This is a genomic window from Aeromonas sp. Y318-3 (genome assembly GCF_027706185.1).
Lineage (GTDB): Bacteria > Pseudomonadota > Gammaproteobacteria > Enterobacterales > Aeromonadaceae > Aeromonas > Aeromonas veronii.
Genome location: NZ_JAPDCN010000017.1, coordinates 30,665 through 42,952, shown reverse-complemented (window position 1 = coordinate 42,952; position 12,288 = coordinate 30,665). Strand labels below are relative to the sequence as shown.

13 protein-coding genes and 1 other annotated feature are annotated in these 12,288 nt (G+C 61.0%); of the genes, 8 read left to right on the top strand and 5 right to left on the bottom strand.

Annotation, left to right across the window (positions count from 1 at the left end; translation table 11 throughout):
• Positions 1–8: 8 nt before the first annotated feature.
• The 5 genes from OKB77_RS19500 to OKB77_RS19480 all read right to left on the bottom strand — a co-directional run bounded on the left by OKB77_RS19500 (position 9) and on the right by OKB77_RS19480 (position 4,554).
• The gene (locus tag OKB77_RS19500; protein WP_265775571.1) at positions 9–887 is read right to left on the bottom strand and encodes an alpha/beta fold hydrolase; all 879 of its coding nucleotides are present in this window, start codon (positions 885–887) and stop codon (positions 9–11) included.
• Between the two features lie 8 nt (positions 888–895).
• Positions 896–1,411 (bottom strand): Slp family lipoprotein, encoded by a 516-nt coding sequence (locus OKB77_RS19495; protein WP_270818249.1) that lies wholly within the window; start codon positions 1,409–1,411, stop codon positions 896–898.
• Positions 1,412–1,529: 118 nt separating this feature from the next.
• Positions 1,530–2,231, bottom strand: coding sequence for a tRNA (adenosine(37)-N6)-threonylcarbamoyltransferase complex dimerization subunit type 1 TsaB (tsaB, locus tag OKB77_RS19490; RefSeq protein ID WP_201943645.1), 702 nt, complete (start codon positions 2,229–2,231; stop codon positions 1,530–1,532).
• A gap of 90 nt (positions 2,232–2,321) precedes the next feature.
• Complete coding sequence (locus tag OKB77_RS19485) at positions 2,322–4,241, bottom strand: ATP-dependent DNA helicase (RefSeq protein ID WP_270818201.1); 1,920 nt, start codon at positions 4,239–4,241, stop codon at positions 2,322–2,324.
• Positions 4,242–4,308: 67 nt separating this feature from the next.
• The gene (locus OKB77_RS19480) at positions 4,309–4,554 is read right to left on the bottom strand and encodes a hypothetical protein (protein WP_005336755.1); all 246 of its coding nucleotides are present in this window, start codon (positions 4,552–4,554) and stop codon (positions 4,309–4,311) included.
• A 187-nt stretch (positions 4,555–4,741) separates the two neighbouring features.
• Positions 4,742–4,870 (top strand) — a sequence feature (His leader region).
• 24 nt (positions 4,871–4,894) lie between these two features.
• Between OKB77_RS19480 and hisG the strand changes: the two genes are divergently transcribed.
• The 8 genes from hisG to hisIE all read left to right on the top strand — a co-directional run bounded on the left by hisG (position 4,895) and on the right by hisIE (position 12,264).
• Positions 4,895–5,791 carry an ATP phosphoribosyltransferase gene (gene hisG, locus OKB77_RS19475; protein WP_159158899.1) on the top strand — a complete coding sequence of 299 codons (897 nt, stop codon included), beginning with the start codon at positions 4,895–4,897 and terminating at the stop codon, positions 5,789–5,791.
• Positions 5,792–5,803: 12 nt separating this feature from the next.
• A complete protein-coding gene (gene hisD / locus OKB77_RS19470) occupies positions 5,804–7,129 on the top strand; it encodes a histidinol dehydrogenase (RefSeq protein ID WP_265775573.1) in 1,326 nt (441 codons plus the stop codon).
• Positions 7,126–8,211 (top strand): histidinol-phosphate transaminase, encoded by a 1,086-nt coding sequence (gene hisC, locus OKB77_RS19465; protein WP_265775574.1) that lies wholly within the window; start codon positions 7,126–7,128, stop codon positions 8,209–8,211. The genes hisD and hisC overlap by 4 nt, the downstream gene beginning before the upstream one ends.
• Positions 8,212–8,226: 15 nt before the next feature.
• A complete protein-coding gene (hisB, locus tag OKB77_RS19460; RefSeq protein WP_265775575.1) occupies positions 8,227–9,336 on the top strand; it encodes a bifunctional histidinol-phosphatase/imidazoleglycerol-phosphate dehydratase HisB in 1,110 nt (369 codons plus the stop codon).
• Positions 9,336–9,980, top strand: a complete 645-nt coding sequence (gene hisH, locus OKB77_RS19455) for an imidazole glycerol phosphate synthase subunit HisH (protein WP_265775576.1) — start codon at positions 9,336–9,338, stop codon at positions 9,978–9,980. Before hisB ends, hisH begins: the two co-directional genes overlap by 1 nt.
• Complete coding sequence (hisA, locus tag OKB77_RS19450) at positions 9,981–10,742, top strand: 1-(5-phosphoribosyl)-5-[(5-phosphoribosylamino)methylideneamino]imidazole-4-carboxamide isomerase (RefSeq protein WP_042030922.1); 762 nt, start codon at positions 9,981–9,983, stop codon at positions 10,740–10,742.
• Positions 10,742–11,515 (top strand): imidazole glycerol phosphate synthase subunit HisF, encoded by a 774-nt coding sequence (hisF, locus tag OKB77_RS19445; protein WP_270818196.1) that lies wholly within the window; start codon positions 10,742–10,744, stop codon positions 11,513–11,515. Before hisA ends, hisF begins: the two co-directional genes overlap by 1 nt.
• Before the next feature lie 182 nt (positions 11,516–11,697).
• A complete protein-coding gene (gene hisIE, locus OKB77_RS19440) occupies positions 11,698–12,264 on the top strand; it encodes a bifunctional phosphoribosyl-AMP cyclohydrolase/phosphoribosyl-ATP diphosphatase HisIE (protein WP_443111797.1) in 567 nt (188 codons plus the stop codon).
• Positions 12,265–12,288: the final 24 nt, after the last annotated feature.

Sequence of the window (12,288 nt, the reverse complement as noted above, 5' to 3'; positions counted from 1 at the left end):
TGGCGATTCTACCGAACTTGACAAAACTTTACGATACAAACGGCCGTATCAACCGAATTTTCCATATGAAAATGGTGGTTTCCACCCAATATGACCCTCTCGATCTGCTGGAAGGCATCCTGACGGGCCTGCCATTGGGCTTCAAGCGCAGCAAAGCCCTGCTCCCCCTGAATCAACAGCACAGGACAACGGATAGCCGCCATCAATGCACGAGCCTGTCCTTCACTCATTCTCAGGGGCGACAGATCCCGCAAACGGGGGTCGCTGCGCCAGTGCCAGCGCCCTGCCCGCTCTTCAAGCTGCCGCTCACAGATAAGACGCGCCGCCTGCGACGTGATATCCGCCACTTTGCAACGGGCGGCGACAGCCTCATCGATGGAGGCAAAGCCGTTGGCACTGCGCTCCCGAGTGCGACTGCGGTTTAAAATCGCACGTCGCAGCTGGGCAGGTACCTCCTCATCGGGCTGGCTCAGCGGCCCCAGCCCCTCCAGCATGATCAACCGCTCCACCTGTTCGGGGAACACCCCGGCATAGGCCGAGGCGATCAACGCCCCGAGGGAGTGACCGAGCAGAGTGAAGCGCGACCACCCTGCCGCCTGCACGATCTGGTAGAGATCGTCCAGCCAGTCGACAAAGACATAGGGGGTAGTTTTGTGATCGGAGTGACCGTGCCCCGGCAGATCGACACAGATGAGGTGAAAATCCCCCAGATGGGGCGCGAGTGGCAAGAAGCTGGCACTGTTGTCGAGCCAGCCATGCAGGGCAATCAGCAGGGGTTTGCCCTGCTGATCATGCTCCACAGACTGGTTATCCAGCAGGGCTACCCGCCGCCCATCAGCTAATGTCAGCAGACGCTCGTGCAGAGTGCTTTTGATGCTCTTGATCATGGCAAGCCTTAGCGACGCAGCGGCCGTCTCGGCCAGAAGGGATCATAGAAGGGGTCGTAGAAGTAGGGGTCCATATAACGCACCTCCACCTCCTTGACTGGCGGCCACAGCTTGCTGCCCGTCACATTGAGCACAGAAAAGCGGTACTTGTGCTCGCCAATCTGGCTATCCACCGGTTTGCCTATGGTGCCAAGCACCGTCAGGCTGCGCCCCTTGGCATAGAGGGTCGGATCGACAAAGCCCTTCATGATGGCCAAAAAGCGCCCCGGGCTCTGCTCGGTCTGCTCAGGCACACCATTGGACTTGAGCGGCAGATAGACCACTTCAATAACGCTCTGATCCGCCTTGTTGTGCACCGCCGAGATAACGCCGCTCCAGCGGGCCGGTTTGCCCTCCATTCCGCCAAGGGCGGGCTGATAGGCCAGCAGCTGGTTTTCTGGCTCATAGGCCAGTTCCTTGGGGACCGAGCTGCAGGCCCCGAGCAGCAGAGCCAGCACCCCGACCACCATAGTGCGTTTCATCATGTCGCTTCTGCTATTACGCATCATGTCACTCTCCTGTTGCCGGCGTGGCCCGTCGGGCCACCCGCTTGTGTTGCAGCTGATGAGCGGCAAGAGCGACATGCTGTCAGTGCTCCTGCCCTTATTCGCGACCCGGCAGTTTTTTCCAGGTCACCTTGTCACGCAAATAAACCGGCGTCGCCTTCTCCACAGGCACAGCCTCCCCCGCCAGCCAGGCGGCGCGGGCCAGCGGCAGCATGTCCTCTGCCGCCGGGAAGCGCACCTGACTCTCCGCCAGCTCATCGGCCAGACCACTCAGGGTCTCGCCATAGGTTTCAAAACCGGTGCCGACGCAGGTCACCCGACCCGCCAGCTTGCCACGGACGTCAACCAGTACCGCGGGCTCGCTCACCACCTCGTCCCCCACCAGCTGCATGCGGCCATCAATCAGCTCATAACGGCCGAAATAGACTTCGTTCATCCGCGCATCGATGGCGGTCAGCACCTGCTCGGCGCCATCCAGTCGATAGGCGCCTTGCGCCATGGCGGCCAGGGTCGAGATGCCAATCAGCGGCACACCCGCACCAAACGCCAGACCTTGCGCCACACTGATGCCGATCCGCACGCCGGTAAAGGAGCCCGGGCCGCGGCCGAACGCGATGGCATCGAGGTCACTCAAACTTATCCCGGCATCCTCTAACACAGCCTGAACCATGGGCAGGATTTTTCGGGTGTGATCCCGTGGCGCCTCCTCCCAGCGGGAGAACAGCTTGTCACCCACCAGCAAGGCGGCGGAGCAGGCTTCGGTGGCGGTATCAACGGCCAGGATCTTCAACTCGTTCATGCTTTCCAATCTCTATAAAATCAGTCAATTACATAACCGGCAAGCGAGATATGCTTACCCGTTGTTCAAATCTGTTATCTGGCGGCACACTTATTCACAGCGTTCAGTGCGATCGAAAAAGCTCCCCAGCGTTCCCAACTCCCGGGTGCGAGGGATGGCGGGCAGACTCTTGATAAAGGTGGCGCCATAAGGCTTGTTGACCATTCGTGGATCACAGATCACCAGCACGCCGTGATCAGTGCGATCACGAATAAGCCGCCCCACCCCCTGCTTGAGGGCAATCACCGCCTTGGGCAACTGCAGCTCGGCGAAGGGATCCCCCCCCTTGAGCTTGCAATCATCCACCCGCGCCTTGAGCAGCGGATCATCGGGGCTGGCAAACGGCAGCTTGTCGATGATAACACACGACAACGCCGCCCCTCGCACGTCGATCCCCTCCCAGAAGCTGCTGGTCGCCACCAGCACGGCACGGCCATTCTCGACAAACTCCTTGAGCAGCCGCTGCTTGTTGTCCTCCCCCTGCAACAAGACGGTGCGGCCAATCTCCCGGCGCAGCACCTCAGCCACCTGACGCATCACCTGATGGCTGGTGCAGAGGAAGAAACAGCCCCCCGGCGTCTTGTTGATGAGGGGGATCATCAGATTGGCCAGTTGCTCTCCACGGCCAAAGGCGTTGGGCTCCGGTAGATAACGGGGTACACAGAGCCGCGCCTGCTCGCCATAGTCGAACGGACTGTCGAGGATCAGCTCGGCGCTGCCCGCCAGCCCCAGCTCGGCCTTGAAGTGATCAAACCGCATATCCACCGTCAGGGTGGCAGAAGTAAAGACCCAGGCCACCTCCGGTCTTTGCACCTCGGCACTGAATCGCTCGGCCACCGAAAGCGGCGTGAGATTGAGGGTGAAATGAAGCCGTGAGCAGTCGTACCAGTAGGAGAAACCGGTCTGGTTAACCGCCAGCACCTCGCCAAGACGGGTGCGCAGTTCACTGATGCGCTCGAAGGCGTGATCCAGCTGCTCACCCCGGCCGAGAGCCAGTTTGAGCACTTCGTAGCAAAGCCCGATGGCGTCGTTGAGACGAGCCAAAGCCTGCCCCCAAAGCGGCTGGCGCAGCATGTCGCGGGTATTGCCGCGACCGCCATCCACTCCGAAGGCGAGCCGCAGATCCTGGCTGGCGATGGCAAGCCTGTCCGCCGCCTTGCCAAGCTGGGCCATGTCGTGCGCCTCGGCCCGATAGGCCAGCTGGATATCCTGCGCCAAATCCTGAATCGTTCGGCTGCCCACCGACTTGCCGAAGTAGCTGGTGGCGATCTCTGGCAGCTGGTGCGCCTCGTCAAACACATAGACTTGCGCCTCCGGCACCAACTCGCCAAATCCGGTGTCTTTCACCGCCATATCGGCGAAGAAGAGGTGATGATTGATCACCACCACCTGGGCATCCATGGCGCGGCGTCGGGCCACCACCAGATGGCAATCGTCGTAATAGGGGCAGTCGCGACCGAGACAGTTATCGTTGGTGCTGGTGACGTGGGCGAGGATCTCGGCGTTCTCCTGCAATCCCGGAATATCCCCCACATCGCCGCTATCGGTAGCAGTGGACCAGGATTTGACCTTCACCAGATCGTTCAGGATCTCAGGCTTTTGCAGATGGGATTCGCTCAAGAGACGGTTCATCCGCTCGATGCAGAGATAGTTGCTGCGACCCTTGAGCAGGGCAACCGGCGGGGTGTAGGAGAGCGCCCCTGTGATGGTCGGGAGATCCCGATAGAAGAGCTGCTCCTGCAGGTTCTTGGAGCCGGTGCTGATCACCACCCGCTTGCCGGATTCCAGCGCAGGGACCAGATAGGCGTAGGTCTTGCCAGTACCGGTCCCTGCCTCAACCAGCAGACGGGCACCACTCTTGATGGCGCGCGCGACCGCTTCGGCCATCTCCAGTTGGGGAGCGCGGGCTTTGAAACCGTCGATATGGCTGGCCAGAGGGCCATCTGGCTTGAACAGGGTCTGGATGGTCAAAAGGGCGTCCCGCAGCAAAAGCTGCCATTATGCCAAAAGCGCGGCAAAAGCGGGACAGATAATCTGCCTAGACGAACAGATCGATCTGATGCTCGGGGTCCGGCTTGTGATCGCCCTCCTCCGCCTTTGGCTGATCACGCTTGGCGGGCGTGCTATACGCCTGCTGGCGCTGCTGGGAATCACTGTTGTCAGTGCTGGTCTTGCGCAGCTGATGCTTCTTGCTGATCTGGTTCACTTCCCGCTTGATCTCTTCGCTGCCGGGCGCAGCGGGCGCCCGGGGCAAAATGGGGAACAACAGGTCCTGGCTGGGCATGATGGCGACTCCTGCAGGGGTTATTGTCTAGTTATCGACCAGAAAACCGTTTTCGCCACTTTAATCGATCAAATCACAATTTCGGGTTGCATTTTCTGTCAAGGCAGGTAGTTTAAATCAGGCGTCAATTACGACATCTTATTTTGTAAAGGATTGATTACATGAAGTTCACCACCCTGAAGACTCATCACCACCATCATCATCCCGACTAGTCTTTCAGGAGGTTGACTGCTGGAGGACACTTAACTGGTGACTTCCAAAAGGACCGCAAGATTCATAAACCCTCGGAAGCACCCACTTCCGAGGGTTTTTTCGTTTTTGACTAGAAGGAAATCGAGCAATGGAAACACAACGTCTACGTATCGCCATGCAAAAGTCCGGTCGTCTGAGCCAGGACTCCCAAGCCCTGTTCAAGAGCTGTGGCCTGAAAATAAACCTGCGCGAGCAGCGCCTTATCGCCCATGTCGAGAACATGCCCATCGATATCCTGCGGGTGCGTGATGACGATATCCCGGGTCTTGTAATGGAAGGGGTGGTCGACCTTGGCATCATCGGCGAAAACGTGCTGGAAGAGGTGCAGCTTATTCGCGCTTCACAGGGACTGCCCTTCGAGGTCAAAACCCTCAAGCAGCTGGACTTTGGTGGCTGCCGCCTTTCGCTGGCAGTGCCGGAAGATGTGACCTACACAGGGCCAGAGAGCTTGGCCGGCAAACGCATCGCCACCTCCTATCCCGGGCTGCTCAAGCGCTTCTTTGACGAAAAGGGTCTCGGCTTCAAGAGCGTGATGCTGGGCGGCTCGGTGGAAGTGGCGCCCCGCGCGGGCCTGGCCGATGCCATCTGCGATCTGGTCTCCACCGGCGCGACGCTGGAAGCCAATGGCCTCAAAGAGGTGGAGGTGATCTATCGCTCCAAGGCGGTACTGGTACAGGCCCCCAACCCCTTGTCCGATGCCAAGCAAAAGCTCATCGACAAATTGCTGCCCCGCATTCAGGGGATGCAGCAGGCCCGCGAGAGCAAGTACATCATGCTGCACGCCCCCAAAGAGAAGCTCGATGCCATCACCGATCTGCTGCCGGGTGCCGAGCGTCCCACCATCATGCAGCTGGCCGGTGACACCAATCAGGTGGCGCTGCACGTCGTCTCCAGCGAGACCCTGTTCTGGGAGACCATGGAGCAGCTCAAGGCCCTCGGTGCCAGCTCCATTCTGGTGCTGCCCATCGAAAAAATGATGGAATAAGGAAGGGACATCATGCAGACCCTGATCTGGAAGACCCTCTCCCCTGCCCAGCAGGCCGACGTGCTGACCCGACCGGCCTTGAGTGACGAGGCCGATATTGGCGCCGTAGTGCAGGATATCATCGCCGCGGTGCGTAGCCGTGGCGATGAGGCCCTGCGCGAGCTGAGCCTGCGCTTCGAGCGTGCCCCCCGTGAGCAGTTGCGCGTCAGCGAAGATGAGATTGAAGCTGCCTGCGCGCGGCTGGATGACGACATCAAAAATGCCATCGAAGCGGCCATTGCCAATATTCGCACCTTCCACGCCGCGCAAGTGCAGCCGGTGGTACGGGTAGAAACCCAGCCCGGGGTGGTGTGCGAGCTGCGCACCCAACCCATCAGTCGAGTCGGCCTCTATGTGCCGGGGGGCAGCGCGCCGCTCCCCTCCACCGTAATGATGCTGGCCATTCCGGCTGCTATCGCAGGTTGCCGTGAAGTGGTGCTCTGCACTCCGTCCCCCGCCAGCGACGAGATCCTGTTTGCCGCCCGCGCCTGCGGCGTCGAGAAGGTGTTCGCCATCGGCGGCGCCCAGGCCATCGCCGCCATGGCTTACGGCACCGAGAGCATTCCCAAGGTGGACAAGATCTTTGGCCCGGGCAACGCCTATGTGACCGAAGCCAAGGGACAGGTATCCCGCGACTGGCGCGGCGCCGCCATTGACATGCCCGCTGGCCCCTCCGAGGTGCTGGTGATTGCCGACGAGAGCGCCAACCCCGCCTTCGTGGCGGCGGATCTGCTCTCCCAGGCCGAGCACGGCCCCGACAGCCAGGTGGTGCTGGTGACTACCTCACCTCTGCTGGCCGATGCCATCGCAGGGGAGATCAAGAGCCAGCTGGCGAAACTGAGCCGTCGCGATATCGCCTCGCAGGCGCTGGGCTCAAGTCTGGTGATCCTCTGTGACGATCTGGCCGAGGCGTGTGCCATCTCCAACGCCTACGCGCCGGAGCACCTGATTGTGCAGACCCGAGCCCCGCGCGAGCTGCTGGACCAGCTTGAGAATGCCGGCTCCATCTTTCTGGGAGCATGGACGCCGGAATCAGTCGGCGATTACGCTAGCGGCACCAACCACACCCTGCCCACCTATGGCTATGCCCGTACCTGTTCCAGCCTTGGCCTCGCCGATTATCAGCGCCGCTATACGGTGCAGGAGCTGAGCGAGCGCGGCATTCAGGGCCTTGGCCCCATCGTCGAGCGCATTGCTCAGGCCGAAGGGCTCGATGGCCACAAAAATGCCGTCACCCTCAGATTGAACGCCCTGGCCGCCGCGCCCCAACCAACAGCACAGCAGAAGGATTTGTCATGAGCATTGCCAATCTGGCGCGCCGCGTGGTGCGGGCCCTCACCCCTTATCAATCCGCCCGCCGCATCGGCGGCAAGGGCCACGTCTGGCTCAACGCCAACGAGGCGCCGCAGGCCTATCCCTTTACCATCGAGGGGAGCCGCCTCAACCGCTACCCCGAGTGCCAACCGGCCGAGGTGGTGAACAGCTATGCCGCCTACGCCCGGGTCAATCCCGATCAGGTGCTGGTGAGCCGCGGCGCCGACGAGGCCATCGAGCTGCTTATTCGCACCTTCTGCGAAGCGGGTGAAGATCAGATCCTCATCTGCCCGCCCACCTACGGCATGTACGCCATCAGCGCCGAGACCTGTGGCGTCGGCATTGTTGAGCAACCATTAGCCGAGCAGCCGCTCACCGCCAGCCGCCAGCCGGACTGGCCCGCCATCGCCGATCGCCTCAGTGACGTGAAACTGGTGTTCCTCTGCTCCCCCAACAATCCCACCGGGGATCTGGTGGGGCGCGACGGCCTTATCGCCCTGCTGGAAAAAGCGCGGGATCGCGCCATCGTGGTGGTGGACGAAGCCTATATCGAGTTCTGCCCCGAGGCATCCGTGGTGGACCTGCTGGCCCGCTTCCCCAATCTGGTGGTGACCCGCACCCTCTCCAAGGCTTTTGCGCTGGCGGGGATCCGCTGCGGCTTTACGCTGGCAAGCCCCGAGGTGATCGCCATGCTGGCCAAGGTGATCGCCCCCTATCCCATCCCCGAGCCCATCGCCCAGATCGCGGCGCAAGCACTCTCCCCCATGGGGCTGGAGCTGATGCGCGAGCGAGTGGCAGAGCTCAACAAGCAAAAAGCCGCCTTCAAGGCTGAGCTGGCAAAGCTTGCCTGCGTGAAGGAAGTATTCGAGGACAAAGGCAACTTCGTGCTGGTGCGCTTTGTGGATGGCGCCGCCGTCTTTGCTGCCATGAAGGCCGCTGGCATCATACTGCGGGATTTCTCGACCAAACCCGGCTTGGATAACAGCATTCGCGTCACCATCGGCTATCAGGGCGAGATGGATGCCGTGCTGGCGGTACTGCGTGATCTGCCCTCTCCCACTTTGTAAGACAAGGATGTAGCGATGAAGACCCCGTTTTTGTTTATCGACCGCGACGGCACCCTGATTGAAGAGCCGGTGACCGACAAGCAGGTGGATAGCCTCGCCAAGCTGCGCTTCGAACCCATGGTCATTCCGGTGCTGCGCGAGTTGCAGGCCGCTGGCTATGTGCTGGTGATGGTCACCAACCAGGATGGGCTGGGCACCGCCAGCCTGCCGCTGGAGAACTTCCAGCCCCCCCACGACCTGATGATGCATCTGTTTGAATCGCAAGGGGTGAACTGGGAGCAGGTGCTGATCTGCCCCCACTTCCCCACCGACGGCTGCAGCTGCCGCAAGCCCCACCTCGGGCTGGTGAAGGAGTATCTCGCCTCCGGTCGCATCGACTTTGCCAACTCCTTCGTAATTGGTGATCGCCAGACCGACCTGCAGCTTGCCGAGAATATGGGCATTGGCGGTATTCGTTACCACCCGCAGGATCACGACTGGCTCGCTATCCGTGATCAGCTGCTCTCCAAAGGACGAGTTGCCGAGGTAGAGCGCTATACCAAGGAGACCCGCATCCAGGCGGCAGTGGATTTAGACAAGAGCGGTGGCAACCAGATCGCCACCGGCATCGGCTTCTTTGATCACATGCTGGATCAAATTGCCACCCACGCCGGTTTCCAGCTCAAGCTGAACGTCAGCGGTGATCTGCATATCGACGATCACCACACGGTGGAAGACGTCGGACTGGCGCTGGGTCAGGCGCTGCGTCAGGCCCTTGGCAGCAAGCGCGGCATCGGCCGCTTCGGCTTCGTGCTGGCGATGGACGAGGTGCAGGCAGTGATCGATGCGCGCCCGCTGACCGAGCAGGAGGTGAGCACAGCGCTGGATCTCAGCGGCCGCCCCTACTTCGTGTTTGACTGCCCGAGCGGCTTTGGCCGCGACAACGTGGGGGAGATGGCCACCGAGATGGTGCCCCACTTCTTCCGCTCGCTGTCAGACGCCATGGCCATCACCTTGCAGATGAAGGTGGGCAGCGGCAACACCCACCATCAGGTGGAGGCGCTGTTCAAAGGCTTTGGCCGCGCCCTGCGTCAGGCCATTCGGGTGGAAGGGAGCGAGCTTCCCTCCAGCAAGGGAGTGCTGTGATGGATGTGAGCAAGCAGAAGCTGGTCATTATCGATACCGGCTGCGCGAACCTGGCCTCGGTCAGAATGGCGTTTGAGCGCCTCGGCGTGCAGCCGCTGGTCTCAAGCCAGGCCGCCGATATCGAGCAGGCGGACAAGCTGATCCTGCCCGGTGTCGGCACTGCGGTGGCCGCCATGAAAAACCTCAATGAACGGGGGCTGGTGCCCCTTATTCGCGCCGCCAAGCAGCCGCTGCTGGGCTTTTGCCTCGGTATGCAGATGCTGGCGGAGGCCTCCGAAGAGAGCATGGGTACGGATGACTCGTCAGAGCGGCTTATCGACTGCCTTGGCATAGTGCCGGGCAAGATCCGGTTGATGGACGTCGGCACCTTACTCCAGTCAAGCATGCGCCTGCCCCATATGGGCTGGAACCAGATTGAGCATGACGAGACCCATCCTCTGCTCAAGGAGATCCCGAGCGGCAGCTACTTCTACTTCGTGCACTCCTATGCGCTGGAAGTGACCGAAGCGACGCTGGCGACCTGCGACTACGGCAAACCTTTTACCGCGATTGTGGCCCGTGAAAACTTCTTTGGCGCCCAATTCCACCCGGAGCGCTCAGGCGCAGCCGGTGCCCGTTTGCTGCAAAATTTTCTGGAGCTATGAATGATCATTCCCGCAATTGACCTTATCAACGGTCAGGTGGTTCGCCTCTATCAGGGGGACTACGAGCAGAAGACCGAATACAGCAGCAGCCCGCAGGCTCGCTTCGACGAATATGTCTCCCAGGGGGCGGTGCAGCTCCATCTGGTGGATCTGGACGGTGCCAAGGATGCCAAGGCGCGCCAGCTGCCCCTGCTGACCCAACTGCTGTCGGCCACCGAAGCACCGGTGCAGGTCGGTGGCGGCGTGCGCACCGAACAGGATGTGGCGGATCTGCTGGCCGCCGGCGCCAGCCGGGTGGTGATTGGCTCCACCGCCGTCAAATCCCCGGATCTGGTAGCCAGCTGGATGGAGAAATATGGCCCCGAGCAGATCGTGCTGGCGCTGGACGTCAATATCGATGAGCAGGGCAATCGCCATATCGCAGTGGCGGGCTGGCAGGAGAACAGCGGTGTGACCATCGAGGCACTGATCGAGCGCTTCCTCCCCGCCGGGCTCAAGCATGTGCTCTGCACCGACATCAGCCGTGACGGCACCCTGGCTGGCACCAACGTCGAGCTCTATCGGGATCTCTGCGCCCGCTACCCGAGCGTCGCCTTTCAAGCCTCCGGCGGCATTGGTGGCATCGCGGATATCGAAGCGCTCAAGGGCTCCGGCGTCAAGGGGATCATCCTTGGCCGTGCCCTGCTGGAAGGCAAATTCTCGGTAGGTGACGCCATCGCCTGCTGGCAAGCTCCCGCTGCCGATACCACAGGAGGCAACTGATGCTGGCAAGACGCATTATCCCCTGCCTCGACGTGAAAGATGGCGTGGTGGTCAAAGGGGTGCAGTTTCGCAACCACGAGGTGATGGGCGGCATTGTCGAGCTGGCGCGCCGCTACGCCGAAGAGGGCGCTGACGAGCTGGTGTTCTATGACATCACCGCCTCCAGCGATGCCCGGGTGGTAGACAAGAGCTGGGTGAGCCGGGTAGCGGAGGTGATAGATATTCCCTTCTGCGTCGCCGGTGGCATCAAGAGCGTGGAAGATGCCCGCCAGATCCTCGAATTTGGCGCCGACAAGGTCTCCATCAACTCCCCTGCTCTGGCCGATCCGACCCTCATCAGCCGACTGGCCGAGCGCTTTGGCGTGCAGTGCGTGGTGGTGGGCATTGACTCCTACTTCGACGCTGCGACAGGCCACTATCAGGTCAAACAGTTTACCGGCGACGAGAGTCGCACCCGTACTACCGCCTGGCACACCCTCGACTGGGTGCAGGAGGTGCAAAAACGCGGCGCGGGCGAAATCGTGCTGAACGTGATGAATCAGGACGGCATGCGTCAGGGTTATGACCTCGACCAGCTCAAGCTGGTGCGCAGCGTCTGCAAGGTGCCGCTGATCGCCTCCGGCGGCGCCGGTGCCATGACGCACTTTCGCGATGCCTTTACCCTCGCCGATGTGGATGGGGCGCTGGCCGCCTCTGTATTCCACAAGGGCCTTATCCCCATTCCCGAACTGAAACGCTGGCTGAAAACCGAAGGAGTCGCCATCCGTGAATAACTTCTCTGAAAATGCACAAACCACCGCCAGCGCGCGCCCCCTTGCCGATCAGCTCGATTGGGAAAAATGTAAATGCGCCATGATCCCCCGCCCTGAGTGCCGATCTGATAATAGAGGAGCCGATACCCGTGCATAATTCCAACTTATTAATTGAACAGCTCGACTGGGAAAAATGCGATGGCATGATCCCCGCCATCGTCCAGCACGCCGCCAGCGGCGAGGTGCTGATGCAGGGCTTTATGACCCGCGAGGCGCTGGAGAAAACCCAGAGCAGCGGTCAGGTCACCTTCTTTAGCCGCAGCAAACAGCGGCTCTGGACCAAGGGTGAAAGCTCGGGCAATGTGCTCCAACTCGTCGCTATCAGCACCGACTGCGATCAGGACTCCCTGCTGATTGCCGCCAACCCCGTCGGCCCCACCTGCCACAAGGGGACAACCTCCTGCTTTAACGGCCACCCGCTGCCGCCCCTCGGTTTTTTGGCAGAGCTGGAGCAGGTACTGGCTTCTCGCAAAGGGGCCGATCCGGCCACCAGCTACACCGCCAGCCTCTATGGCAAGGGCACCAAGCGCATCGCCCAGAAAGTCGGTGAGGAAGGTGTTGAAGTAGCGCTGGCCGCCATGGCCAAGGATCGGGAGGAGCTCATCAACGAATCCGCCGATCTGCTCTACCACCTGACCGTACTGCTGCAAAACGAGGGGCTGGGATTACAGGATGTCGTTCAGCGACTTTACGAGCGGCATAATAAATAAACTGATAATAGAGCCGGGTTACCC